This is a genomic window from Streptomyces sp. NPDC001135, from assembly GCF_053598395.1.
In genome coordinates this window covers 88,008-113,500 of the sequence record NZ_JBSFKD010000021.1, presented here as the reverse complement: position 1 = coordinate 113,500, position 25,493 = coordinate 88,008, and the positions used below count along the sequence as shown (strand labels likewise).

The window sequence follows — 25,493 nt, the reverse complement described above, 5'->3', positions numbered from 1 at the left end:
AGGGGCGCGAACAAGGAGCCGCGTCAGGTCATAGGGGTTTCCCTGTGCCGCTCACTCCGCCCAACTCCGTTGTTCCGCGCGGGTTTGGTGACAACCGCCCCAAACAGGGCGAGGCCCTTGACGACGACGCGCGGGGCGCCGGGTCTGCCGGGCTTGCGGGCGCCGCGCCTGCGGAAGACGCCGAACAGGCCGAGGCCCCTGACCTCGACGTCGACGTCGTCCCGGAACGACCCACTCGCCGTCACGGTGGAATCCGCCGAACACACCCAGCGCGAAACGGGAGGTGGGTGCCCGGTCCACCACCAGGGAGTCCCTGGGACCCGGTTCGGGCAGACCGCGCGCGGCGACCGCCAGCTCGCCGAGCGTCCGGGCGCTGTGCACCTGACCCAGCCGGTCGTCCAACTCGCCCAACGGCAGTCGGCCGTCGGCCACCGCGGCCCGCACCCGCTCGACGGCACGCTCGCGGTCCTCGTCGGAGGCGAGCGTGTCGGAAGCCGACGGCACTTGTCCTGCGCGAGAAGGGTGCTCGGTCATGCGGACAACTCTCGCATGCGGGCCCGCCGTACACCCGGCGGCGGGCCGAGTGGCCTGCCGGCAAGCAGGGTTGACGCAGAACCGACGCCCACCGGTCAACGGGGGCGCGTCATGACGCCGCGACGGCGCCCCCTCGGCAAACCCGACCCGAAACCGCTGCGAACGGACGGCCGCAGCGCAGACCGAAGCGGCCAGGCCACCACAAGCACGGCACGCACAGAAGCGGCCCCCACCGGTCAACGGGGGCGTTTCGTGGCGCCGTGACCGTGGCCCCGGCCGCTGGGCGAGCTGGACGTGGAGACGGTCGGGGCGGCCGTCGTCGCGGGGGGCGTGGGGGTGGGTGGGGCGGTGGACGCTGCGGTCGTGGCGTTGCCCGGGCCGCCGGTCGACTCGGACGCGCGGACGGCCGGGGAGGCCCTCGAGCCGGACGGCGCGACCGAGGGGGACCCCGCGGCGGCCGTCGAGGCGGCCGGGGCAGGGGAGCCGTTGTCCGTGCGGCGGCTCGCGGTGGCCGAGTCACCGACGGCGACGCGCCCGCCACCGGCCGGCCGGGACCCGTCCGGGGGCGCGGAATCCGAGCCGCCCGCGACAGCCGCGATCACCGCGACCACGCCGGCCACGCCCAGTACCCCGGCGACGGCCGCCGCCACCCGCCGACGGCCGCCCGTGCGCCGCCCGGCGCGCCGCCGCGCGGCCCTGCCCTCACCCGGCCGGGCGGGCTCGGCCGGCCCGTACGGCTCGTACGGCTCGGCCGGCCCGGTCAGCGGGGGCAGCTCGCGTGTCTCGTCGTAGGCGCTCTGCCAGCCGTGCGCGGCGGCCGGGTCGGCGTACTCCTCGTACGCCGGCGCCGGGGCCGGCCGGAGGTACACGCTCGGCGGCGCCGGAGGCGACGGCTGTGCGAGGGGCGTGTCCGGCCGCTCCCGATGCTCACCGCCCGGGCCCTGCGCGCCGTACGCCCCCGCCTGGTGCTCCCGTTCGGTGGACATGTCAGCGGATTGTAGGGACGCAAGTGACTGCTGAGACAGCCCTCGGCGATATCAGGGCAAACCTCCGGTCTCACGTGGTGGAAAACACGACCCACGAGGCGTTACCGGGCCGTAAGCTCACGGCATGCAGGTGATCCAGTCGACCAAGCTCGCCAACGTCTGTTACGAGATCCGGGGCCCGGTTCTCGAGGAGGCCATGCGGCTCGAGGCGGCGGGGCACCGCATTCTCAAGCTCAACACGGGCAACCCGGCCGCCTTCGGCTTCGAGTGCCCGCCGGAGATCCTCGAGGACATCCTCCGCAACGTCTCCAGCGCGCACGGCTACGGCGACGCCAAGGGCCTGCTGGCCGCCCGCCGCGCGGTCGTCATGCACAACCAGACCCTCGGCATCGAGACGGACGTCGAGCACGTCTTCATCGGCAACGGCGTCTCCGAGCTGATCGTGATGGCCATGCAGGGCCTCCTCGACGACGGCGACGAGGTCCTCGTACCGGCCCCGGACTACCCCCTGTGGACGGCGGCCGTCTCCCTCTCCGGCGGTACGGCGGTGCACTACCGCTGTGACGAGCAGTCCGACTGGATGCCCGATCTCGCCGACGTCGAACGCAAGGTCACCGACCGCACCAAGGCGATCGTGATCATCAACCCCAACAATCCGACGGGGGCCGTGTACGACGAGGCGATGCTCAGGGGGCTCACCGACATCGCCCGCCGGCACAACCTGCTGGTGTGCTCCGACGAGATCTACGACAAGATCCTCTACGACGGCGCCACCCACACCCCGACCGCCAAGGTCGCCCCCGACCTGCTCACCCTCACCTTCAACGGCATGTCGAAGGCGTACCGGGTGGCCGGCTACCGGGTCGGCTGGATGTCGGTCTCCGGCCCGCGCGCCCACGCCGACTCCTACATCGAGGGCCTGACGATCCTGGCGAACATGCGCCTGTGCGCGAACATGCCGGGACAGCACGGGGTGGTCGCCGCGCTCAGCGGACGCCAGTCGATCAACGACCTGGTACTGCCGGGCGGACGGCTGAAGGAGCAGGTGGACACCGCCTACGAGCTGCTGACGCAGATCCCGGGCGTGAGCTGTGTACGGCCCAAGGGCGCGCTGTACCTCTTCCCGCGCCTCGACCCCCAGGTCTTCAAGATCAAGGACGACCGGCGGATGGTCCTGGACCTGCTGCGCCAGGAGAAGATCATGGTCGTCCAGGGCACGGGCTTCAACTGGCCGGAGCCGGACCACTTCCGCGTGGTGACCCTCCCGACGGTCGGCGATCTCCGGGACGCGATCACCCGGATCGGGCACTTCCTGGACGGGTACAGCCAGCCCTGACCCCCCCGCACCCGGAGCGGGAGGACTGCGGGAGCAATTCCTGACCCGACTCAACTTTAGACGAAATCCAAGCTAGGATGGCTTCCTGTCAGAGCACAGGAGGCCATCACCCATGTACGAACCGATCCGCACCAAGTCGGTCCACAGCACGATGGCCGGCACCCCCTCCGACTTCCCCCACCGGTCGCGCGAGGAGGAGCTGGACATCCAGCTCGCCGGGCACCTCGCGGCCCTGCTCGCCGTGACCGACGAGCTGCGCGGGCTGACCCCGTCGGCCGACCTGGAGACCTCCGCCGAGCGGCTCGCCGCACAGGTGGCCCGCCTCCGGGGAGGACGCGCCCCGCTGCGGGCGACGCCGTCCGCGGCCGGCGACCCCGCAGCGCTGCACCGGCGCGCGCACACCCTCGCCGGGCGTGCGCTCGTGGTCGCCGCCTCGCGCGCGGACACGGCGGCGGCGATCCTCGCGGCCGAGCGGATGGACGCCCACGGTGCCGCCCTGTCGGCCGACCCGAAGAAACTCAGCGCGGCCCGCTGACCCCGCCTCCCAGGGGTCCCCTGATCGGCCCCGGTCCGCGTGCACCCGCAGCGACGCGCGGACCGGGCGCCCTGCACCGCACTGGCTCCGGCCGGCTTCTCCAGGTGCGGTGCTCTTCCTCTTCGAGCGCTGCTGCACTTGCAGCAACGCAAACCGGGGCCCCGCACGTCGTGGTGCGGGGCCCCGGTGGGTGGTGTCCACGGCCGGCCGTGACGATCGCTGGTCAGGGCATCCAGACCGGCCGTGGAGTCTCGGGCGGGACTAGCCCAGGCGCTCCACCAGCGCGCGGTACTGGTCCCACAGCTCCTTCGGGGTGTGGTCGCCGAAGGTGTTGAGGTGCTCGGGGACCAGGGCGGCCTCCTCGCGCCAGACCTCCTTGTCGACCGTGAGCAGGAAGTCCAGGTCGGACTCGGACAGTTCGAGGCCCTTGGTGTCCAGCGCGCCCTTGGCCGGCAGCACGCCGATCGGGGTCTCGACACCCTCCGCCTTGCCGTCCAGGCGCTCCACGATCCACTTCAGGACACGGGAGTTCTCGCCGAAGCCCGGCCAGACGAACTTGCCCTCGTCGTTCTTGCGGAACCAGTTGACGTAGTAGATCTTCGGCAGCTTGGACTGGTCCTTGCCCTTGGCGACGTCGACCCAGTGGCCCATGTAGTCGCCCATGTTGTAGCCGCAGAACGGCAGCATCGCGAACGGGTCGCGGCGCAGCTCGCCGACCTTGCCCTCGGCGGCGGCGGTCTTCTCGGAGGCCACGTTGGCACCCAGGAAGACACCGTGGTTCCAGTCGAAGGACTCCGTCACCAGCGGCACCGCGCTGGCGCGCCGGCCGCCGAAGAGGATCGCCGAGATCGGCACGCCCTTGGGGTCCTCCCACTCCGGCGCGATGATCGGGCACTGGGACGCGGGGACCGTGAAACGGGCGTTGGGGTGCGCGGCCGGGGTCTCGGACTCCGGCGTCCAGTCGTTGCCCTTCCAGTCGGTGAGGTGGGCCGGAGCCTGTTCGGTCATGCCCTCCCACCACACGTCACCGTCGTCGGTGAGCGCGACGTTGGTGAAGACCGCGTTGCCCCACAGGGTCTTCATCGCGTTGGCGTTGGTGTGCTCGCCGGTGCCGGGCGCGACGCCGAAGAAGCCGGCCTCGGGGTTGATCGCGTACAGACGGCCGTCCTCGCCGAACCGCATCCAGGCGATGTCGTCGCCGATGGTCTCCACCGTCCAGCCGGAGATCGTGGGCTCCAGCATGGCGAGGTTCGTCTTGCCGCAGGCGCTCGGGAAGGCGGCGGCGACGTACTTGGACTCGCCCTGCGGCGGGGTGAGCTTGAGGATCAGCATGTGCTCGGCCAGCCAGCCCTCGTCGCGCGCCATGACGGAGGCGATGCGCAGGGCGTAGCACTTCTTGCCGAGCAGGGCGTTGCCGCCGTAGCCGGAGCCGTAGGACCAGATCTCGCGGTCCTCGGGGAAGTGGGAGATGTACTTGGTGGAGTTGCAGGGCCACGGCACGTCCTCCTGGCCCTCCTCCAGCGGGGCGCCGAGGGAGTGGACGGCCTTCACGAAGAAGCCGCTGTCGCCCAGCTCGTCCAGGACGGCCTGGCCCATGCGCGTCATCGTGCGCATGGAGACGGCGACGTAGGCGGAGTCGGTGATCTCCACGCCGATCGCGGACAGCGGGGAGCCGAGCGGGCCCATGCAGAACGGGACGACGTACATGGTGCGGCCCCGCATGGAGCCGCGGAACAGGCCCTTCTCACCGCTGAAGATCTCCCGCATCTCGGCGGGGTCCTTCCAGTGGTTGGTCGGGCCGGCGTCCTCCTCCTTCTCGGAGCAGATGAAGGTCCGGTCCTCCACACGCGCGACGTCGGTCGGGTCGGAGGCGGCGTAGTAGGAGTTCGGGCGCTTGATCGGGTCGAGCTTCTTGAAGGTGCCCTTGGCCACCAGCTCCGCGGACAGCCGGTCGTACTCGGCCTCGGAGCCGTCACACCAGACCACGCTGTCCGGCTGCGTCAGTTCGGCGATCTCGTCGACCCACGAGATCAGTTCCTGGTGTCGGGTGGGAACGCTGGAAGCCGAGTTGTCGCGCGCCACGGTTGCTCCTAAGTGAGGGATTTATACCCTTGTAAGGGATTTTTTTCCTTGTTGCCCCGTGGGGGCTGCGACCCGGACGCTTCGTTGGTGCTCATCCGGTGCCGACCGCACTCATTTGATCATCCGACGTGAGTGCGCATATGTCCAGGGGGTCTCACAGGTGAGCGACGTGAGGAAAACCACGGTTTCCAGGCCCGTTTACGTTTCCTTTACGTCCAGGTTTGCGTCACCTGAAGGTCTTTTTGCGTTCGATCGACCAAGAGCCGCGCTGATACCCGACTTACGGCGGCGTAGGTACCATGCCCCGCATGACTGCGTCCGCCCCCGACGCGCGCACGGAGACGCCGGCCAGCGGCCGCGGTCCCGTCGCGCTCTCGTTGCCGCATCCGGTCAAGCCCAGGCTCCGCGGCTGGCTGCACCTCGGCATGTTCCCGGCCGTACTCATCGCGGGCCTCGTGCTCACCGCCCTCGCCGACTCCGGCAGAGGCCGTGTCGCCTGCGGGATCTACGTCCTGACGGCCTGCCTGCTCTTCGGCGTCAGCGCGCTGTACCACCGGGGCAACTGGAGCCCCCGCATGGACGGCGTCCTGCGCCGGCTGGACCACGCCAACATCTTCCTGATCATCGCGGGCACCTACACCCCGCTGACCCTGCTGCTCCTGCCCGGCGCGAAGGGGCAGTGGCTGCTGTGGGGCATCTGGGCCGCCGCCGCGGCCGGCATCGTCTTCCGCGTCTTCTGGGTCGGCGCCCCGCGCTGGCTCTACACGCCCTGCTACATCGCGATGGGCTGGGCGGCCGTCTTCTTCCTGCCCGACTTCCTGCGCACCGGCGGCATCGCGGTGCTGGTCCTGGTGATCGTCGGCGGCCTGCTCTACAGCGCCGGCGGGGTCGTCTACGGCATCAAGCGGCCGAACCCGTCCCCGCGCTGGTTCGGCTTCCACGAGGTCTTCCACTCCTTCACGCTCGCCGCGTTCGTCGTCCACTACGTCGGCATCTCACTGGTGGCCTACCAGCACGCGTAACCCCCGTCCCGCCTCCTTTTCCGGCCACGGCTCACCCGCCGTGGCCGTTTTCGTGCGCCTGACACCGACTCGATATTGACAGTTGAACACTTTTGAGAGTTACTCTCATTTCATGGTTACTGTCACGCACACCGACGAGACGCGGCACGACCCCCGCCGCTGGTGGGCCCTCGGGGCCCTGGTCGCGAGCATGCTGGTGCTCGGCTTCGACACCACGATCCTCAACGTGGCGCTGCCGACGATGGCCGGGCAGCTCGGCGCCACGACGGGCCAGCAGCAGTGGATGGCGGACGCGTACGTCGTCGTCTTCGCCGCGCTGATGCTCCCGGCCGGACTCCTCGGGGACCGGTTCGGGCGCCGCCGGATGCTGATCACCGGGCTCGTGGTCTTCCTGGCCGGCTCCGTCCTGGGCACCCTGGCCGGCGAGGTGACCGTGGTGACCGCCGCGCGCGCGGTGATGGGCGTCGGTGCCGCGCTGATCATGCCGCTGGCGATGTCCGTGCTGCCGTCCCTGTTCACACCCGACGAGCAGGGCAAGGCCATCGCCCTCGTCTCCACCGGCTCGGCGCTGGGCATGCCCCTGGGCCCCATCATCGGCGGCTGGCTGCTGGAGCACTTCTGGTGGGGCTCGATCTTCCTGATCAACGTCCCGATGGTCGCGATCGCCGTCCTCGCCTGCGTGTTCCTGCTGCCCGAGACCCGCGACCCGGCCACTCCCAGGGTGGACGCGCTGTCCACCGCGTTCACCACCGCCGGACTCGGCGCCCTCATCTACGCGATCATCGAGGCCCCCGACCGGGGCTGGGGCGACCCGCTGGTTCTCGGCATGTTCGCCGGGGCGGCGGTCCTGCTCACCGGGCTGGTCCTGCGCTCGCGCCGCGTCGAGCGCCCCATGCTCGACATGACGCTCCTGGCCCACCGCGGCTTCCTGCTCAACACCGTCGCCGCGACCCTGGTGATGTTCGTCCTGTCCGGCCTGATGTTCGTACTCCCGCCCTACCTCCAGGCGGTCCTCGGCAACGACACCCTCGGCACGGGCCTACGGATGCTGCCGATGGTCCTCGGTCTGTCCGTCGCGGCGAAGCTCGCCCCGCCGGTCACCGCCCGCTTCGGTGCGCGCGCCTCGGTCACGGCCGGTCTGGTGGTCCTCGCCTTCGCCGCCCTCCTCGGCAGCCGTACGACGACCGACTCCGGCTACGGCTTCACCGCACTGTGGCTCACCATCGCCGGCCTGGGCTTCGGCTTCGCGCTCGTCCCGGCCATGACCGGCGCGCTCGCCACCCTGCCCCGGGACCGGGCCGGCAGCGGCTCCGGGCTGCTGATGACCCTGCGCCAGGTCGGCTCCGCGATAGGCATCGCCCTGCTCGGCAGCCTGCTGGCCAACGCCTTCCGCGACCGGCTCGACGTGACCGGCCTGCCCGCACCGGCCGCCCACACCGCCGGGGACTCGGTCGTCGCCGCCCGTCTGATCGCCGAGAAGACCCACTCCGCCCACCTCGCCGCCTCCGCGAACAGCGCGTACGTCCACGGCACGACCGTCGTCCTGCTGGTGTGCGGTGCCGCCGCCCTGGTCTCCGCGCTGCTGGCGGCGGCGTTCCTGCCCGGGACGGCGGCGGCGCGGCCCGCGGAGGCCGTCGCTCCCGGCGTGGCCGCCGCGGTGGAGGATGCCCGACAATGACCCGCATGACGGCCGCACGTTCCTCCTTCTCCCCCGCCGACCGCCCGCAGCTGAGTCTCCGCGAGCGCAAGAAGATCAAGACCCGTGAGGCGATCCGCACCGCGACGTACGCACTGATCGGGGAGCAGGGGTACGACGCCACGACGATCGACCAGATCGCCGATCGGGCCGAGGTGTCGCCGTCGACCGTCTTCCGGTACTTCCCGACCAAGGAGGACATCGTCCTCACGGACGAGTACGACCCGGTCATCCTGGAGGAGATCCGGACGCGGCCCGCCGACGAACCCTGGTCCGAGACCATTCGGTACGTCCTGCACCGGGCCATCGAGTCCGGCATCGACGACGACCCCGCGGTCTCCCGGCTGCGCACCCACCTCATGGTCCAGGTCCCGGCGGTGCGCTCACGGATGATGGAGAGCATGTCGGCCACCGGCCGCATGCTCTGCCAGGCCATCGGCGAACGCACCGGACGCGACCCCGAAGGCCTGGAGGTCCGGGTGCACGCCATGTCCCTGATCGGCACCCTGATGGAGACGACCATGTACTGGGCGGAGAACGACCACCGGGACGACTTCCACGGCCTGGTCGACCGCGCCCTCGACGTCCTGGAGCACGGCCTGCCCGCCGAAAACCGCTGAGGTCCGGGCGGCCCCCCGTGCGATGCTGACGGGGTGAACCGAGCCGAGATCCACGTCGAAGTCGCCCCCGCGCTCCACCTGTTCGTACCGGCCGCCCGACGGGCCGGTGCCACGCCGCTCGGCACCGACGGCGTCTCGACGCTCGGCCACGTCATCGAGTCCCTCGGCGTCCCGCTGACCGAGGTCGGCGCGCTGGTCGTGGACGGCCGCGACGTGCCCGTCTCGCACATCCCGGCGGCGGGCGAGACGGTGTCCGTCCGCCCCGTCACCCGCCCCCAGCGGATCCCCGGCGCCCCGCTCCGCTTCCTCCTCGACGTCCACCTCGGCACCCTGGCCCGCCGGCTGCGCCTGCTCGGCGTGGACACGGCGTACGAGTCGACGGACATCGGCGACCCGGCGCTGGCCGCGCGCTCGGCGGCCGAGAAGCGGGTGATGCTCAGCCGCGACCGGGGCCTGCTGCGCCGCCGCGAACTGTGGGCCGGGGCCTTCGTCTACAGCACCCGCCCCGACGACCAGCTGCACGACGTCCTCGACCGCTTCGCCCCCGACCTGAAGCCGTGGACCCGCTGCACCGCCTGCAACGGCCTGCTGAGGCAGGCCACGAAGGCCGAGGTCGCCCACCAGCTCAAGCACGGCACGCAACGCTCGTACGACGTCTTCGCCCAGTGCACGGCATGTGGCCGCGCCTACTGGAAGGGCGCACACCACGACCAGCTGGAGGCGGTCGTGGAGCGGGCGTTGAGCATGCGCACCCAGAGGGACTGAGTACCCGGCCCGATCCACGGGGGCCGGTTCTGGCTGGCGGTCTTCGCCGGTCTCGCGGCACTGGTGCGGCCCAGGGCCCGGTGGACGTACGCCAGGCTCTGGACCGTGTTCCCGCGGTGGAGCGCCCGGCTCACCCTGGGCGCGATGATCCTCAGCGGCGCGTGACGTCCCCCTTCCCGCACGCCACCCCGTCCCGGTTGCGGTCCAGGCCCAGCGGGTCGTCGCCACCGTTGACCTTCAGCCGGCCGTAGTGGTTCTGCTTGAGCCAGGTGCAGCGCGCCGCCGCCGTCTTCTTCACCCTGGGCGGGAAGACCGTCGGCACACAGACGTTGACCGAGCCGTAGTGCCGGTCGCAGCCGGAGATCGTCGGACTGACCGCTTGCGAGGCGCGCTTCTGGCCCGGGCCGGACTCCTTGCCGGTCAGAGCGTCGGCGAAGGCGTGGACGTGCGGGGCGGCGGTGGTGGGGCCGAGGGCCGCCGGGCCCGTCAGGTGCACCCACCTGGCCACCGAGGGAACCCCGTTGGCGTCGACCGCGAAGAGCATGTACCAGCCGGGCGGGGCGATGTTCGGGTTGTTCGTCACGTTCAGGTCGACGTTGTTGCCGTCCACGCTCAGCGGCAGGTCGACGAAACGCTGGTTCGGGTCGGAGGAGTGGGTGACCGCGGCCGGGCGGATCAACTCGGCCTTGGCGACGGGGTGGTCGACGGTGATCCGCTGGGTGTCGCCGTACTTCCACTCCTGGTTGATCACCGAGGTGATCGTCGGCCGGGTGCCCTTGTAGAGGTAGGGCGGGGTGTAGACCGACACGTTGTGGTTCCAGCTGCCGTTGCCCGGGTTGTCGCCGGTGGCCATCACCCGGCCGTCGGGCAGCAGGAACGCCGTGGAGTGGTAGCCGCGGGACTCGGGGTCGGCGGCCACGGGGTCGAAGGTGTTGGTGCCGGGGTCGTAGAGCGAGGACTCGTACACCGCATTGGCCCGGTTGTGCAGGGCGCCGCCGGTCTCCATCACCTTGCCGTCGGGCAGCAGGACCGTGGAGACGTACATCTTGCCCTGGTTACCGCTCTCGGCGACCTTTCCGGCTCCGAGGTCGACCGTGCCCTGCGGGAGCGGCGGCCCGGCGACGTACGACGGGCTGGCCTGCTTGAGGTCGATCACGTCGGTCAGCCGGTTCGCGTCCGGGTTGGATTCGATGTTGCCGCCGCCGATGGTCAGCACCCTCTGGTCCTGCGCCGGGGGCAGCAGCACGGACGCCGACTGGTCGCGCTGGTCCTTGTTCTGCAGGCCGGGGATCTGGGTGATCGTGTTGGCGTCGTAGTCGTAGATCGCCGATCCTGTGCCGGGGATGTTGTTGCCGAAGACATGGCTGCCCGTGTAGAAGAGGCGGCCGTCCTGCATCAGGACCATCGCCGGGTACAGGCCCCAGAAGGACCAGGTCTGGTGGACCTTCCAGCTCGGCAGCCACTGCTGGTCCTTGTCCGACCAGCGGTCGGCGGTCACCGAGCCCGTGGAGTCCTCGCGCAGCCCGCCGAAGGTGATGACGTCACCGTTGCCGAGTTCGGTGGCCGACGGGTACCAGTGGCCGTCGTTGAGGTCGTTGGTCTTGGTGTACGTCTCCGTCCCGGGGTCGAAGACGTACGAGTCCTTGAACCCCTCGTAGCCGTGCCCGCCCGCAACCGAGTACGCCTTGTTGCCGCTCAGGACCAGCACCCGGCCGTCCTGGAGCTGCACATGCCCGGCGCAGAACAGGTCCTTCGGTGTCGGGATGACCTTGTAGGTGCCGTTCGCCGGGTCGTACACCGCGGAGGTGAACGTGCCCGCGTTGAAGGCGTCCTCGCTGTTGCCCGAGCCGGCGATCAGCAGCACCTTGCCGTTGTTGAGGACCACGGAGTGCATGGAGCGGACCGGGTTCTGCGTCGGCAGCACCGACCAGCTGCCGTTGGCGCACTGGTCGCTCGTGCCGGTGCACTGGGCGGGCGGCAGCGGGTCGGGGACCTGCTCCATGGTGTAGTCGTCGGTGGTCGCCGAGCCGGTGCCGTAGACGGAGACACCCCAGGTGATGCGGTCGGTGCCGGCCGGTATCTCGGGGGTGCGGACCGTGGCCCGGGTCCAGTCCGACGCCATCTGGAGGGTCTTGACGTCGGTCCAGTACTGCCAGCCGGTCGTGCTGTCGTGCCGGAAGAGGGTGACGTTCGCGTCCGGGGTCGTGGTCTTGTACCAGAGCCCCAGGTCGTACTGCTTGCCGACACCGACGGCGGGCGCGCAGTCGGTGGACTCCAGGAACATCGCCTTGCGGTCGCCGTCGACCCGGCGCGTCAGGGTGACCTTCATGGCCTTCGCACCGGAGTGCGCGTCGGAGGTGGTCTCGTAGGTGAAGTCGTTGTCGCCCCAGCCCGCCTTCTCCCAGCAGTACGGCATGTCGCCGGTGCCGGCGGTCTCGAAGCCGGGGTTCTTGATCAGGTTGGCGGCCTCGGCGCTCTGCGGCGAGGTGAGGAGCAGACCGGCGGTCAGGGCGCCCACCCCGACCAGTGCGGTCCGTCTGCGGTATCTGCTCACACGGCTCTCCTTGCGGTCGTACGGTCCCCACGGCGGCGACGGGGGAGATAAACCAGCGCCTCGGTGCCGACGAAGCGCAGGACGAAGGTCAGCACCAGCGCCAGCGAGGTGGCAGGCAGGGCGCCCATCCCGAAACGGGCGACGAGCAGCGCGATCAGCGGGATGCGCAGCACCAGGTCGGCGTTGGCGAGGAGCGCGAACCGGCCGAGCCGGTCCCACCAGCGGCGGTGCGCGCGCCGGTCGCGGAACAGCAGGTGCTCGATGAGCAGGAAGTTCCAGGCGACGCCCACCTGGTTGGCGAGGATCTCGGCGGGCACGTAGTGCGTGCCGAGAGCGGTGAGGGCGTAGAGGCCCACCAGGTTCGGTGCGAAGCCGCTCGCGCCGATCAGCCCGAAGCCGGCCATGCGGGCGGCGGGTGAGGCGGTGCGCAGGCCCCCCAGGTGGCGCAGGAACCGGAGCCCCTCCCGCGCAGTGGACTTGGACTCGCCGGCGAACCGGTCCTGGAAGACGAACGGCACCTCGGCGACCCGGCCGGGACGGCCGCGGACGGCCAGCTCCAGCAGGATCTTGTAGCCGAGAGGCTTCAGCACGTCGGCGGTGACCGTGCTGCGCCGGATGGCGAAGAAGCCGCTCATCGGGTCGCTGATGCCGTGCAGCCGGCGCGGGAAGAGGGCCTTGGCGGGCCGGGTGGCGCCGCGCGAGACGGCCACCCGGTAGCCGCCGGCGAGCCCGGCCCCGCTGCCTCCCTCGATGTACCGGGAGGCGACGACGAGCCCGGCGTTCGCCCGCTCGCCGGTGGCGATCAGCTCCGGTACCAGCGACGGCGGATGCTGGCAGTCGCCGTCCATGACGACGATCCACTCCGAGGTCGCCGCCCTCAGCCCCTCGACCACCGCCCCGCCGAGCCCGCCGACGGGTTCCTCGCGGTGCAGTACGGCCACCGGGAACGGGCAGTCCTGGGCGGCCCGGCGGATCACCTCGGGGGTGTCGTCGGTGGAGTCGTCCACGAAGACCACCTCGCAGGGCAGCCGCGCGGGCACCGAGTCGGTGATCTGCCGCAGCAACCGCCGGATGTTCGCGGACTCGTTGAAGGTCGGTACGACGATGGTGACGGCACCGGGTTCGGGGACTTCCACGGCGTCGAGGCCGGGTACCGGAGCGGTGTACTCGCTCATCGGGCACCCCCCGTGGCGGTGGCCCGGATCCGCCGGATCTCGATGCGGTCCTCTGCGGTGCCGAAGGTGGCGACCGGCGTGGAGTGCTGGAGGGCGGCCCTGACGGTCGGCAGGTCCTTGGCGTCGCGGCGGACGGTCGGCGAGGCGACGACGTAGTCGAGGTCCCGCCAGCCGTGCGGCAGGGTCCTGGTGACGGCCGGGTCGAGGTCGGCCTTGTAGAACCAGATGGCGCCGAGCCCGGGCCGGTAGCCGGCGTGCACGAGGTCCAGCCAGAGGGCGTCGTCGACGAGGACCCGGGTGTCCTCCGGGTCCGCCACCCGCGTGCCGAGCCAGTGGGAGGCCTGCCGGTAGGGCCGGTTGGCGTCGGCGGTGACGGCGGTGCGGTCGCCGTCGTACCAGTGCGGTACGACGTAGGCGCCGGCGGCGAGCGCGAGGACGGCGGCGAGCGCGTACCGGCCGCCGGTGACGTACCGCTTCTCGTTCCCGGACCGCCCCCGGCGGGTGACCACGTGGGCGACGGAGGCGGTGCCCCCGGCGAGGACCAGGGCGAGGAAGGGCAGCGCACCGATGACGTACATGGCGGGCAGATAGCCGCCCGGGCGCAGGGCGACGGCGGCGAGGACGGCGACCGTGAGCGCCGGTCCGGCCAGCGCGCGGGCGGTGACCGACCAGCGCCAGGTGAGCAGCAGGAGCAGGGCTCCGGCGAGGCCGCCCAGCGGCAGGACGCGGTCGTAGTACAGCCAGGACTGCAGGACGCCGTACGAGCCGGAGCCCGCATCGAGGATGAATCCCGAACCCGGCCTGGACATCTGGTAGGTGATGCCGTCCCAGAGCGAGACGTGTCCGGCGCCGGGCAGCAACTCGCCCTTGAGCAGGGCGAACAGCGGATAGGAGAAGCCGGTCAGGGCGCAGGCGGTGACGGCTCCGGTGAGGGCGAACTTGCGGGTGTCACGGTGACTGTGCCGCCACATGGTGACGAACAGGGCGGGGAGGACGACGAGCATCGTCTCCTTGGTGAGGACGCCCGCGGCGGCGGCGAGGCCCGCGCCGAAGTGGTGCCAGAGGTGGCGGCTGGGCGAGGCGGCGAGGCAGAACGCCAGCAGCAGCCACATCACGGCGATGTTGTCGAGGAAGATCTCCCGGCTGAGGACGACCGCGAGCGGGGACAGCCCGAACAGGGCCATGCCGAGTCCGGCGGCCCAGCGGGGCAGCGAGAGCCGGCGCCCGAGGACGTAGAGGAGGACCGCGCTGACCCCGCTGATCCCGAGCATGACGAGCCGCATGGTGCCGACGGTCATCGAGCCGGGGCTGAGGGCCGAGGGGAGCCGGCTGAGCAGGGCTATCTGGATCCAGCCGAGCGGTGGATGGTCGTACCAGTAGGTGTAGTGGGCCAGACCCCGGCCCTGCTGGACGGCCCAGGCCTGGGCGAGGTAGGTGCCCTCGTCGTCGCTGAGGGTCGGGTAGGCGGAGATGTTCCAGCCCTGGACGACGAGGACCGCCGTGAGCAGGACACCGCACAGGAGCAGGTCGGGGCGGGAGGAGCGGAGCCGGAGCGGCGGCTGTGTTCGACCGGCCGAACGGGCTGTGGGCGCAGGTGTGTGCTGCGCGGGGACCTTCGCTGCGGTCACCGCGGGAAGTGTGGAGGTCACGCAGGAACGTCCTCTCGGGCGGGCTCGGCCGCAGTGAGGTGCGCGCCGACGTGCGTGGTCAACTCCCAGTCGTTGCGGCCACGTTGCTCGCGCCACACGGCGCGGATCGCGGCACCGGCGAGGAGGACCTGGTAGAAGGGGCCGCCCACGATGAGCTTCACGTAGTGGACGAAGCGGACCCTCAGGTCGTACTGCTTGCCGAAGTCGTGCAGCCCGACCACCTCGAAGACGAAGGTGACGGCGGCGGTGACCAGCGGCAGGAAGGTGAGGAAGGCGACGCCGACGGGGACGTCGAGGAAGAGCGCGACGGCCGCGTTGAGCGGGATGACCACGCCGGAGAAGGCCTGCAGGAACGGCGTCACCAGCGTGTACCGGGCGAGCAGCCGCTGCCCGAACGCGGGCAGTTGCTTCCAGTCCTTCTTCCGGTACACCTGCAGGAAGCCCTGGTTCCACCGGGTGCGCTGCTTGAGCAGCGACATCAGCGAGCCCGGGGTCTCCTCGCGGGTGACCATGTCGGAGTCGTAGGCGACGACGACCTTCTTGCCGACACTGGACAGCCGGACACCCAGGTCGCAGTCCTCGGCGAGGCAGTCGGGGTCCCAGCCGTCCGCTTCCCTGAGGACGTCGGTCCGGACGAAGACGGTGTTCCCGCCGAGCGGGATGAACCCCTTCTGCGCGTGCAGGTGCAGCCGGGAGCGGAACCAGAAGAAGTACTCCAGACAGTTGCGCAGGCTGTACCAGCTGGAGTGGAAGTTGATGAGCTGGACGCCGCCCTGGACGACGTCCGCGCGGGTGGTGCGGAAGGCGTGGTCGACGTGGGCGAGCAGCTCCGGGTGGACCTGGTCCTCGGCGTCGAAGACGCCGACGACGTCACCGCGGCAGTGCGGCAGCGCCGTGTTCATGGCCTTCGGCTTGTTCTTCTTCTCGTGGGTGTCGACGACGACCCGGACGCGCGCGTCCCGCGCGGCGGCCCTCTCGGCCACCTCGGTGGTCTCCGGATCGTCGTGCCCGACGATCACGATGATCTCGAAGTCGGTGTGTGTGGATTCCAGCAGCCGCTGGATGGTGTGGTCCAGCACCGCCTGCTCGTGCCGGGCGGGCAACAGCAGTGAGAACGAGAGGCCTTCGCCGCCGTCCGGTCTGCCGAACCGGGTGGAGGCCAGCACCTCGGGCGTGCGCCACGCGTGCATCTGCCACCACAGGGTGAAGGCCGCCATCCAGAACAGAGCCAGCGAGACGGCACCGATGAAGACAGACGTGAGCAAAAAGATCCCCCCAGATCCCTGAATCCCCCTGTGCGGGAGACGGTGAGTGATCACTCGTCGACCCGCTGTGGAGAGAGTAGGTGGGATCTGTGAAGCGCGGGAGCTGTTCCGATAAATAGCTTGTTTCGGAACGGTGGTACCGGTAGCAGGATCTATCCGCTTATCCGAACATATGCTCCTCTTTCGTACAGTTCACACCTTCCGGCACCGGGGTTCCTGACGCTCAGCGCCTGTTCAGGGACGCCCGCAACCTCTCCGGATCGGTGGTCGGCGCGTCGCAGGTGAAGTGACGGCAGACGTACGCCGCCGGTTCACCGGCCACGAGCGGGCGGTCGGCGAGAAGCGGGAACTCGTCACTGTCCACGGCGCCGACGGCGACCACGGCACCCGGGGCCGTACCCAGAAGTGCCGTACGGTGCAAGAGGGTCGTCCGTTCGTCCCCGAGGCCGGGGCCGACGACGGCGACCTCCTTCGGCCCGTCGAGGAGGGCCTCGGCGACGGCGAGCCCCCAGCCGATGAACCGGGGCACACGCGGCCCGAGGGTCTTCACGACCCCCAACGCGCGTTCAGCGGCCGTGCGATGGGCCTCGGATCCGGTGTGCGCGGCATAGCCCAGCAGGGCGCCGGCCGCGGCGGTCCAGCCGGACGGGGTGGCGTTGTCGGTGGGGTCCTGCGGCCGGCGGATGAGCCGCTCGGCGTCGGAGGCGGTGTCGTAGAGCGCACCGGTGTCCGGGTCGGTGAAGCGGGCGAGCACATGGCCGAGGAGCAGCCCGGCGAAATCGAGCCAGACGCCCTCGCCCGTCACGGACGCGAGCGCGAGGAAGCCCTCGGCGACATCGGCGTAGTCCTCCAGCACACCGGCGTTGGGGCCGACGCGTCCGTCCTTGCTGGTGCGGGCGAGGCGGGCGTGCTCGTCGAGGTGGACGCGGACGAGGAGGTCGGCGGCGCCGAGGGCGGCCTCGATCAGGTCGGGCCGGTCGAAGTAGGCGCCGGTCTCGGCGAGCGCGGCGACGGCGAGACCGTTCCAGGCGGCGACGACCTTGTCGTCCCGGCCGGGCGCGGGACGCTGCGCGCGCTCCCGGAGCAGGCGCTCCTTGACGGAGGCGATCCTCCGGGCGTCGGACAGGACGTCCTCCTGCGGGAGCTGGAGGACGGACTGCCCGTGCTCGAAGGTCCCTTCCTCGGTCACGCCGAAGTACTGGGCGGCGAGTTCCCCGTCCGCGTCCCCGAGGAGCGCACGCAGCTGCTCGGGCGTCCACACGTAGTACGCGCCCTCGACATGCCGCCCGCTGCCGTCGTCACTGTCGGCGTCGAGCGCGGAGGCGAACCCTCCCTCGTCCGTGCGCAGTTCACGCACGAGGAAGTCGGCGGTCTCCAGGGCGACGCGCCGGGCGAGGTCCGAGCCGGTGGCCCGCCACAGGTGCGCGTACACCCGGCACAGCAGGGCGTTGTCGTACAGCATCTTCTCGAAGTGCGGCACGACCCAGTCGCGGTCGACGGAGTAGCGGGCGAACCCGCCGCCGAGCTGGTCGTAGAGACCGCCCCGGGCCATGCGCTCGCAGGTGTCCTGCGCCATCTGCAGCGCGCCCTCGGCACCCGTGCGCGCATGATGCCGCAGCAGGAACTCCAGCACCATGGACGGCGGGAACTTCGGCGCCCCGCCGAACCCGCCGCGCTGCGGGTCGTACTCGCGGGTCAGCCCCAGGAGAGCCTGGGCGAGTTCCGCTTCGCCGGGCGGCTGCGGGGCCTGCTGGACGATCTCCCGCTGGGCGAGGTCACGGACGATCTTCCCGGCCACCTCGGAGACCTCGTCACGCCGGGTGTCCCAGGCCTGCCGGACCCCTTCCAGGACCTGCCGGAAGGAGGGCATCCCGTGCCGCGGCGCGGGCGGGAAGTACGTCCCGAAGTAGAACGGCTCGGCATCCGGGGTGAGGAACACCGTCATCGGCCAGCCGCCCTGCCCGGTGGCGGCCTGTACGGCCTCCATGTAGACGGCGTCGACGTCGGGCCGCTCCTCGCGGTCGACCTTGATGTTGACGAAGTGCTCGTTGAGGTAGTCGGCGGTGGCCTGGTCCTCGAAGGATTCGTGAGCCATGACGTGGCACCAGTGACAGCTGCTGTATCCGACGCTCAGCAGCACGGGTTTGCCGGTCCCGCGGGCCTCGTCGAAGGCCTCGGCCGACCAGGGCCACCAGTCGACGGGGTTGTCGGCGTGCTGGAGCAGATACGGGGACGTCTCATGGGCCAGTCGGTTCACCGTTCCACTCTCCCACGGGCTCGGGCAGCGCGTAGAAACGCATGAACACCGGGCGTGCCCCTTCGGGGGCCTCCTCGCGCGGGTGGCCGTAGCGCCCGAGCAGGGCGTGGTACTCCCGCATGAAGTCGAGCAGTTCCTCCCTGGTCAGCCAGGTGCCGTGGCGCTGGATCTGGGACCAGCCCCCGGGGCCGCGGTACTCCTGGTAGGCGCGGTGGTAGAGGGCGGTGTCCAACTCGATCTTGATGCGGGCGACCTGGGCGGCGGCCGCGTACTCCTCCGGGGGCATCGCGGCCGGGTCGGGGGTGGTGTGGTTGAAGGGCAGGCTCCGCCACCAGCGCTCCCGGCCGCCGGACTTCTCCGGGATCTCCTCGATGAGCCGCTGCTCGGCGAGTTTGCGCAGGTGGTAGCTGGTGGTGCCGGAGCTTTCGCCGAGTTCGCGGGCGAGGACCGTGGAGTTCGCCTCGCCGTGCCGGCCGAGGTACTCGAGGATCCGGCGGCGCAGGGGGTGGCCGAGGGACTTGTAGAGGGCGGTGCGCTCCAGGCTGGTCATCTCGGGCATGCCGTCGGTCATGCGGCCACCGTAACCCCGAGAACCCTGAGAAGCCCCTGAGGTCTGCCCACTTTTCTTTGCAAAATTTCCTCTGCGATCTACGGTGGGAGCAGTCGGAGAGATGACGGTGAGGGAGGGCGCGACCGTGCGGAAGAAGTGGCCGTGGGTCCTGCTGGGCGCGGCGGGGGCCTTGCTGGTGCCGTGGATGGTGGTGCTGGCCGTGACCCTGCCGGGCAGCACCGAGGTGGACAACTGGCCGCTGGCCTGGATCGGCCTCGACGTCCTCATGGCGACGGGCTGCTCGGCAACGGCCCTCCTCGGCCTGCGCGGTGACGCCAGGGCCCGCCTGACGGCCTCGGCGACGGCGTCGGTGGCGGTGCTGGACGCCTGGTTCGACATCACGACGGCGGGCACGGGAGCTCCGCTGGCCGAAGCGCTGCTGTGCGCGGTGGCGGAGGGGGCGTTGGCGGGGGCCTGCGTGTACCTGGCGGTGTCCAGGCGGCGAGGACCGGCGGACACCCGCTGAGACGCCCGGGCACACCCCGGACGCGCTCAGCCGGTGAGCGTGCCCAGCACCCGCACGGGGCTGATCCGTATCACCACCCGCGTCACCTCCGGTGGCAGTTCCCGGTACCCCCGGCCGGCGTCCTCGGTGACCGTCGCCGTGCCCCGCACCTCGGCGTAACGCAGGGGGTCAGCCGGGTCGTACGGGGTCGCCCGACGGCTGCCTGTCGATCGGACCACCTCCGCCCGACCCTCCTTCCCGCACGCCGAACGGCACACGCACACCAGGACGTTGCCGCACCTCCCCAACTCCCCACCGACGACCACCTCTCCCGCTTCCGCCCATGTCGAAGGACACTCATACGCAAGGACGGTGCGGCCAAAGGGGGACGGGACATGCGGGACGGGCATCGGGCGGAGGCCGAGCGGCTGCTGGTGCGGGCGGTCGAGGAGGAGGTCCGGCGCTCGGGCGGGCGGATCGACGGGCAGGTGCTGCTGTCCCGGGCGCGCGGTGCGCTGGACGCGATGGCGGGGGCGGCCGGCGAGGAGTACGAGGTCTACACCCGTGCGCTGGACGAGGCCGAGGCGGGCCGGCTGACCTTCGGGCAGCGGTACGCCCGCCAGGGCGCCGGAACCGCCTTACTGGTGGCGGCCGTTGCCGCGGTGGCCGCCACCGTGGCCGACCTGTCGCTCGGCACCGGCACCGCTACGGCCGTCGGCGCGGGCGTCACCGCGGGCGTGGTCGGGGCCGCCGCCTCCGTGGTGAAGGCGGCCGGGGCCCATGTGCCCGCCGCGCACCACCGCGCGGGCGCCGCCGGACAGCCGGGGGGACCCGAGCAGCTGCGGCTGCAGTGGCTGACCGCGCTGGAGGTGCGCGGCATCCGCCCGTTCCTCGACCAGCAGCGGGTGATCAGTGCCTCCACGGGCCCGAAGAAGACCGGCGGCCCCGCGCTGCGCGGCGCGGACAAGAGCGCCGCGGCCCGCCGGCGCACGGTACTGGAGCAGTCCTTCGGTCAACTCCCCGACCCGGACGGTCCGTTCGCGGGGCGCCGGGCGGAGCTGGCGCGGATCCGGCAGTGGGCGCAGGCGGCCAGAGCGGCCACGGAGACGCGGCCGACCGTTGTCGTGCTGCACGGCGAGCCCGGCTCCGGCCGGACCACGCTCGCGGTGCGCGCGGCGCACGATCTGCGGGACCACTTCCGCGGCGCGGTGGTCGTGGACCTGCGCGGCGGCACGCGCGAGGAGGCACCGCTCGCGACCCGGGACGCCCTGCTGCATCTGCTCAACCGGCTCGGCGCACCCCGCGAGCAGTTGCTCTTCCGGGAGCGCTCCTCCCCCGACCAGCAGGTCAAGCGGCTCGGCGAGCTGTACCACCAGCACCTGGCCGGGCTGCCGGTGACGATCGTGCTGGACGACGCCTCGGACCCGGAGCAGGTGCGGGCGCTGGTGCCCGAGCGCTCCGACAGTCTGGTCCTGGTCACCGCCCGTACCGCCCTCGAACTCCCGGCCGACCTGCCGGCCTGGGTGCACCACCTGCCGGTCCAGGCGCTGGACGCGGCCGGTGCCGAGGAACTGCTCGGCGCGGCGGCCGAGGACGCGTCGGGTCCGTACGACGCCGAGTCCGCCGAGCGGATCCAGGCGCTGTGCGCCGGGCTGCCGCTGGCGCTCAGGGTCGCGGGCTCCGCGCTCGGCCCGCGCTCGCCCCGGCAGCTGGCCGCGGACCTGGGCGCGTACGGCCCGGTGGAACCGGTGGAGCGGGCCCTGTGGCTGCGCTACACCGACCAGCCCGAGCCGGCGCGCCGGCTGCTGCGCAGGCTCGCGCTCGCGGGCCGGGCCTCGCTGGGCGCCGCGGCGGCCGCCGCCCTGCTCGCCACGGACGAGTCGGAGGCCACGCGCCACCTCGCCGCGCTCGCCGCGGCCGGCCTCATCGACCATGTGCGCGGCAGCCGCTACCGGCTGCACGACCTGGTGCGCGCCTTCGCCCAGGCCCGGCTGCTGGACGAGGAGGACCCGGCCGAGCGCACGGCGGCGCAGGAACGGCTGATCGTGAACTACGCCGAGCTGGCCGACTCGGTGCTGCGTCTGGTCGACGGGAACATGTCGACGCGCGCGCACCAGTTCGGCCCGCACGGCTTCACCTCGCTGGACGAGGCGCTGCGCTGGCTGGACGACGAGTCCAGCTTCATCACCGCGGCCCTGCGGCACGCGGAGGGCGTGGACCAGTCGGCGGTGCTGAACCTTCTGGGCGCGCTGTGCGACTACTGCCTGCTGCGCGGCGACCTGTACCGGCTCGGCGAGATCAGTGAGCTGACGCAGGCCGTGGACCAGGGGCTGCTGGTGCGGTCGGTGCAGTGGCGTACCGGTATCGCGGCCCGGCAGCTGGGCGAGCTGGACAAGGCGCGCACCACGCTGACCTCGGTGGTGGACCTGTACCGGGAGGCGCACCACGACGCCGGTGCGGCCCGCGCCCTGTGCTCCCTCGGGATCACGCTGCACCACCAGGGCAACCTCACCGAGGCCGCCGCCAGGCTGCAGGAGGCACTGGACCTGCAGGCGGCACCGGAGCTGGCGACGGACCGGGCCTGGACGATGCACGCCCTGGCCGCCGTCCAGCGCGACCGGGCCCGGCTGGCCGAGGCGCTGGAGCTGCTCACCCGCTCCCTGGTCCTGCACCGCGAGGGCGGTTCGCTGCACGGCGAGGCCTGGGCGCACTTCCAGCTCGGGCAGCTGGCCCTGCGGCTGGGGGACGCGCCGCGCGCGGAGACCGAGCTGCGGGCCGCCCTGGAGCGGTACGGCCGGACGCACGACGCACGCGGCGAGGCCTGGGCGCTGACCCAGCTGGCCCGGGCCCGTCTGGTCGACGGCGACGCCTCGCCGGCCGTGGAGGGCCTCAGGCAGGCCGCCGCCCGGCACCGGGAGAACGAGGACGCGCGCGGCGAGGCATGGACGCTCTACTACCTGGGCCAGGCGCTGGAGGAGACCGGCGAGCTGGATCCCGCGGTCCGTGACCTGGAGCGCTCCCGGACGATGTTCTCGCGGATGCGGGACGTCTACGGCCTCGCCTGCGCCCGGCACCACTCGGCCCGGGTCACCCGCGACCAGCGGGCCGCGCAGACCGGCTCGCTGCGCAACTCCGGCTTCGCCCGGCAGCTCCTCGTCGACGCCCGCACCGACTTCCAGCGCATCGGTGTCGCGCACGGCGAGGCATGGACCTGCCTGGAGCTGGTGGTGGTCGACGCGGGCAACGCCCGTACCCAGGCGGCGCTGGCCCTGTGCGACGAGGCACTGGACCTGTTCGCCTCCTACGGCGACCGGCGCGGCGAGGACTGGGCCCGCTTCCTGCGCTGCACCCTGCTGCCCTACGCGGCACCGGGCGGGGTGGAGGTGGGCACGGCGGTCGCCCAGGAGGAGCTGGCCCAGCTGGCCCGCGCCGACCACGCCCTGCGGGACGAGAAACTCGCCGACTACGTCTCGGCGTACGCCCTGCTGCTGGAACGCGGCGTCAGCCTGGAGGACGGCTGGCAGGCCTGGCGCCTGCGCATGACTCCGGACCGCCACGCCCGGGAGGTGATGGGGGTGGCGGTACCGGCGTGGCGCTGACGCTCGGGGTCAGCCCCGGCGGGCCGTGGAGTCGGCCTTCTCGGCCTGCTTCTCCTCGGGCTCCGGGGCTTCCTTGAAGTCGACCTTCCGCATGTGCTTGCTCATCGACTTCATCAGGCCCCACACCGCCAGGGCCATCACCGCGAAGACGACGAAGCCGAGGACACCGGGGGTGACCTTGTTCTGGTCGACCTCCTTGGCGAGGGGGACGAGGTGCGTCACTGCCAGGCTCACGCTTGCACTCATGTCAGGCATTGTCGCGGATGCCCGCGAAGAGGTCGTCCTCGGGGAGGGAGGTGTCGACGAGAGACTTCGCCAGCTCGTACTCCTCCGTCGGCCAGACCTCCTTCTGCAGCTCCATCGGCACCTTGAACCAACCGCCGTCGGGGTCGATCTGCGTGGCGTGCGCGATCAGCGCCTTGTCGCGGATCTCGAAGAAGTCCGCGCACGGAATGTGCGTGGTCAGGGTGCGCTCGGTGCGCTCGAACTCCTGCCAGCGCTTGAGCCACTCCCCGTACGGCGACTCCATGCCGCGCTCGAGCAGGGCGTTGTGCAGGGCCTCGGTGCGGGGGCGGTTGAAGCCCTGGTTGTAGTACAGCTTCAGCGGCTGGTAGGCGGGGCCGAACTCGGCCTCCGGGTACTTCTCGGTGTCCGCCGCGCCCTCGAACGCCACCATGGAGATCTTGTGGGTCATGATGTGGTCGGGGTGCGGGTACCCGCCGTTCTCGTCGTAGGTGGTGATCACCTGCGGACGGAAGGAGCGGATCTTGCGCACCAGCTCGCCGGCCGCCTTGTCGACGTCCTCCAGGGCGAAGCAGCCCTCGGGCAGCGGCGGCAGCGGGTCGCCCTCGGGCAGGCCCGAGTCGACGAAGCCGAGCCACTCCTGCGCCACCCCGAGGATCTCCCGGGCCTCGTCCATCTCCTTCTTGCGTACCTCGTGGATGTGCTCCTCGATGTACGCGTCGCCCTGCAGTTTGGGATTGAGGATGGACCCGCGCTCTCCGCCGGTGCAGGTCACCACCAGCACGTCCACCCCCTCGGACACGTACTTCGCCATGGTGGCCGCGCCCTTGCTCGACTCGTCGTCGGGGTGCGCGTGAACGGCCATCAGTCGCAACTGGTCAGTCAAGACTCAATCCTCGGTAACTCGGCGCCCCGTGTCTTCGGCGCGATCGCAGGCTTCTATAGTGACCGAATCGGGGGGCGAATAATTCCGGGTTCGGTTCCTGCCGAGAGGACGATCATGAGTACGGCGAGCGCACGGCTGCCCGAGGGCCGCTACGGCCGTTCCTCGGACGAGCGTGCCGACCACAAGCTCAAGGTCGCCGGTGCGGCGCTCGGCGCGGTGCTGCTCGCACTGGTCGGTTACTTCGCCTACCACTACGTCGTCCAGGCCGGGATCAGCGCCCAGGTGATCGCCTTCGACGCCACGGACAACGCGGTCAAGGTGCATCTGGAGGTCCACAAGGACTCCGGTACCTCGGGCTACTGCACCCTGCGCTCCCAGTCGGCGGACGGCGCCGAGGTGGGCCGGGCCGACTTCCGCTTCACCGGTTCGGCCACGCGTATCGACCGGGTCGTCACACTGCGTACGACGGCGAAGGGCACGACGGCCGAGCTGCTCGGCTGTCACACCGGCTGAGGGCCGCCGGACACCCCCGTCGTCACCGGAATACGTGCGCGCTGACCTGCGTTGATGCAATTCTGATGGCTTATGTCCTCCCCCTTCCGCCCCTGAATTGTTAGGCTCGTGGTTTCGCCCATCCAAGAGGGAACATGCTTCTGGGTAGGGCGATGCTTTGTATTCCCAGTACCGACGAGGAGCACCCTGTGACCCAGACCAGCGAGAACGTCACCTGGCTGACCCAGGAGGCGTACAACAAGCTCAAGGTCGAGCTTGAGTACCTTACTGGTCCTGCGCGCACGGAGATCGCCGCCAAGATCGCGGCCGCGCGCGAGGAGGGCGACCTGCGCGAGAACGGCGGGTACCACGCGGCCAAGGAGGAGCAGGGCAAGCAGGAGCTGCGCGTGCGGCAGCTGACCCAGCTTCTCGAGAACGCCAAGGTGGGCGAGGCTCCGGTCTCCGCCGACGGTGCCGTCGCGCCCGGTATGGTCGTCACGATCGCCTTCGACGGTGACGAGGACGACACGCTGACGTTCCTGCTCGCCTCCCGCGAGTACGCGAGCGCCGACATCGAGACGTACTCGCCGCAGTCCCCGCTCGGCACCGGCGTCATCGGCCACAAGGTCGGCGAGGACGCGGAGTACGAGCTGCCGAACGGCAAGAAGGCCTCGGTGAAGATCCTGAAGGCCGAGCCGTACTCGGGCTGATCCGCCTCCCGACAGGACCTCGAGCCCCCGGT

At 71.2% G+C, this 25,493-nt stretch carries 22 protein-coding genes and 1 pseudogene; 10 read left to right on the top strand and 13 right to left on the bottom strand.

All coding sequences use genetic code 11. The features are described 5' to 3' along the window. Positions 1 to 23 precede the first annotated feature (23 nt). The 3 genes and pseudogenes from ACWC94_RS24850 to ACWC94_RS24840 form a co-directional block, all read right to left on the bottom strand. Positions 24 to 245: a hypothetical protein gene (locus tag ACWC94_RS24850; protein WP_450799187.1), complete on the bottom strand. Its 222-nt coding sequence runs from the start codon at positions 243 to 245 to the stop codon at positions 24 to 26. Between the two features lie 142 nt (positions 246 to 387). Then, a pseudogene (locus ACWC94_RS24845) lies at positions 388 to 534 on the bottom strand (DUF1707 domain-containing protein); the annotation flags it as partial. A 236-nt stretch (positions 535 to 770) separates the two neighbouring features. Next, on the bottom strand, positions 771 to 1,520 hold the full coding sequence (locus ACWC94_RS24840) for a hypothetical protein (RefSeq protein ID WP_450799117.1): 750 nt from the start codon (positions 1,518 to 1,520) through the stop codon (positions 771 to 773). A 124-nt stretch (positions 1,521 to 1,644) separates the two neighbouring features. Here ACWC94_RS24840 and ACWC94_RS24835 point away from each other — a divergent pair, with 124 nt between their 5' ends. Together ACWC94_RS24835 and ACWC94_RS24830 are read left to right on the top strand one after the other, a co-directional pair. After that, positions 1,645 to 2,856: a pyridoxal phosphate-dependent aminotransferase gene (locus tag ACWC94_RS24835; RefSeq protein WP_450799116.1), complete on the top strand. Its 1,212-nt coding sequence runs from the start codon at positions 1,645 to 1,647 to the stop codon at positions 2,854 to 2,856. Between the two features lie 112 nt (positions 2,857 to 2,968). Beyond that, positions 2,969 to 3,391, top strand: coding sequence for an SCO4983 family protein (locus tag ACWC94_RS24830; protein WP_450799115.1), 423 nt, complete (start codon positions 2,969 to 2,971; stop codon positions 3,389 to 3,391). Positions 3,392 to 3,652: 261 nt separating this feature from the next. Here ACWC94_RS24830 and ACWC94_RS24825 read toward each other — a convergent pair whose 3' ends face one another. Continuing rightward, positions 3,653 to 5,473 carry a phosphoenolpyruvate carboxykinase (GTP) gene (locus ACWC94_RS24825; protein ID WP_450799114.1) on the bottom strand — a complete coding sequence of 607 codons (1,821 nt, stop codon included), beginning with the start codon at positions 5,471 to 5,473 and terminating at the stop codon, positions 3,653 to 3,655. Positions 5,474 to 5,781: 308 nt separating this feature from the next. On the opposite strand from ACWC94_RS24825, the gene trhA reads away from it, so the two are divergent. From trhA to ACWC94_RS24805, 4 genes are all read left to right on the top strand, one after another. Continuing rightward, positions 5,782 to 6,495, top strand: a complete 714-nt coding sequence (gene trhA / locus ACWC94_RS24820; RefSeq protein WP_450799112.1) for a PAQR family membrane homeostasis protein TrhA — start codon at positions 5,782 to 5,784, stop codon at positions 6,493 to 6,495. Positions 6,496 to 6,607: 112 nt separating this feature from the next. Further along, entirely contained in the window at positions 6,608 to 8,173 is a 1,566-nt protein-coding gene (locus ACWC94_RS24815; RefSeq protein ID WP_450799111.1) for an MFS transporter, read from the top strand. 5 nt (positions 8,174 to 8,178) lie between these two features. Continuing rightward, positions 8,179 to 8,811: a TetR/AcrR family transcriptional regulator gene (locus tag ACWC94_RS24810; RefSeq protein ID WP_450799110.1), complete on the top strand. Its 633-nt coding sequence runs from the start codon at positions 8,179 to 8,181 to the stop codon at positions 8,809 to 8,811. A 33-nt stretch (positions 8,812 to 8,844) separates the two neighbouring features. Beyond that, complete coding sequence (locus ACWC94_RS24805; protein ID WP_450799109.1) at positions 8,845 to 9,576, top strand: Mut7-C RNAse domain-containing protein; 732 nt, start codon at positions 8,845 to 8,847, stop codon at positions 9,574 to 9,576. A gap of 151 nt (positions 9,577 to 9,727) precedes the next feature. On the opposite strand, the gene ACWC94_RS24800 is transcribed toward ACWC94_RS24805, so the two are convergent. From ACWC94_RS24800 to ACWC94_RS24775, 6 genes are all read right to left on the bottom strand, one after another. After that, a complete protein-coding gene (locus ACWC94_RS24800) occupies positions 9,728 to 12,130 on the bottom strand; it encodes a galactose oxidase-like domain-containing protein (RefSeq protein ID WP_450799108.1) in 2,403 nt (800 codons plus the stop codon). Beyond that, a complete protein-coding gene (locus ACWC94_RS24795) occupies positions 12,127 to 13,305 on the bottom strand; it encodes a glycosyltransferase (RefSeq protein ID WP_450799107.1) in 1,179 nt (392 codons plus the stop codon). The genes ACWC94_RS24800 and ACWC94_RS24795 overlap by 4 nt, the downstream gene beginning before the upstream one ends. Next, the gene (locus ACWC94_RS24790; RefSeq protein WP_450799106.1) at positions 13,302 to 14,954 is read right to left on the bottom strand and encodes an ArnT family glycosyltransferase; all 1,653 of its coding nucleotides are present in this window, start codon (positions 14,952 to 14,954) and stop codon (positions 13,302 to 13,304) included. Before ACWC94_RS24790 ends, ACWC94_RS24795 begins: the two co-directional genes overlap by 4 nt. After that, entirely contained in the window at positions 14,951 to 16,219 is a 1,269-nt protein-coding gene (locus ACWC94_RS24785; protein ID WP_450799105.1) for a glycosyltransferase, read from the bottom strand. Before ACWC94_RS24785 ends, ACWC94_RS24790 begins: the two co-directional genes overlap by 4 nt. Positions 16,220 to 16,442: 223 nt before the next feature. Then, on the bottom strand, positions 16,443 to 18,476 hold the full coding sequence (locus ACWC94_RS24780) for a thioredoxin domain-containing protein (protein WP_450799104.1): 2,034 nt from the start codon (positions 18,474 to 18,476) through the stop codon (positions 16,443 to 16,445). Beyond that, on the bottom strand, positions 18,457 to 19,047 hold the full coding sequence (locus tag ACWC94_RS24775; RefSeq protein WP_450799103.1) for an ArsR/SmtB family transcription factor: 591 nt from the start codon (positions 19,045 to 19,047) through the stop codon (positions 18,457 to 18,459). The genes ACWC94_RS24780 and ACWC94_RS24775 overlap by 20 nt, the downstream gene beginning before the upstream one ends. 100 nt (positions 19,048 to 19,147) lie before the next feature. Between ACWC94_RS24775 and ACWC94_RS24770 the strand changes: the two genes are divergently transcribed. Then, the gene (locus ACWC94_RS24770) at positions 19,148 to 19,552 is read left to right on the top strand and encodes a hypothetical protein (RefSeq protein ID WP_450799102.1); all 405 of its coding nucleotides are present in this window, start codon (positions 19,148 to 19,150) and stop codon (positions 19,550 to 19,552) included. 26 nt (positions 19,553 to 19,578) lie between these two features. Here the strand turns inward: ACWC94_RS24770 and ACWC94_RS24765 are convergent, their stop codons facing one another. Next, positions 19,579 to 19,770 (bottom strand): hypothetical protein, encoded by a 192-nt coding sequence (locus ACWC94_RS24765; protein ID WP_450799101.1) that lies wholly within the window; start codon positions 19,768 to 19,770, stop codon positions 19,579 to 19,581. A 156-nt stretch (positions 19,771 to 19,926) separates the two neighbouring features. Between ACWC94_RS24765 and ACWC94_RS24760 the strand changes: the two genes are divergently transcribed. After that, positions 19,927 to 23,130 carry a tetratricopeptide repeat protein gene (locus ACWC94_RS24760; protein WP_450799100.1) on the top strand — a complete coding sequence of 1,068 codons (3,204 nt, stop codon included), beginning with the start codon at positions 19,927 to 19,929 and terminating at the stop codon, positions 23,128 to 23,130. Between the two features lie 9 nt (positions 23,131 to 23,139). On the opposite strand, the gene ACWC94_RS24755 is transcribed toward ACWC94_RS24760, so the two are convergent. After that, a complete protein-coding gene (locus ACWC94_RS24755) occupies positions 23,140 to 23,385 on the bottom strand; it encodes a hypothetical protein (protein ID WP_450799099.1) in 246 nt (81 codons plus the stop codon). Next, the gene (gene mca / locus ACWC94_RS24750; protein WP_450799098.1) at positions 23,378 to 24,259 is read right to left on the bottom strand and encodes a mycothiol conjugate amidase Mca; all 882 of its coding nucleotides are present in this window, start codon (positions 24,257 to 24,259) and stop codon (positions 23,378 to 23,380) included. Before mca ends, ACWC94_RS24755 begins: the two co-directional genes overlap by 8 nt. A gap of 114 nt (positions 24,260 to 24,373) precedes the next feature. Between mca and ACWC94_RS24745 the strand changes: the two genes are divergently transcribed. Both ACWC94_RS24745 and greA read left to right on the top strand, forming a co-directional pair. After that, positions 24,374 to 24,772 carry a DUF4307 domain-containing protein gene (locus ACWC94_RS24745; RefSeq protein WP_450799097.1) on the top strand — a complete coding sequence of 133 codons (399 nt, stop codon included), beginning with the start codon at positions 24,374 to 24,376 and terminating at the stop codon, positions 24,770 to 24,772. Positions 24,773 to 24,960: 188 nt separating this feature from the next. Next, complete coding sequence (gene greA / locus ACWC94_RS24740; protein WP_450799096.1) at positions 24,961 to 25,461, top strand: transcription elongation factor GreA; 501 nt, start codon at positions 24,961 to 24,963, stop codon at positions 25,459 to 25,461. The last annotated feature ends 32 nt before the right edge of the window (positions 25,462 to 25,493 follow it).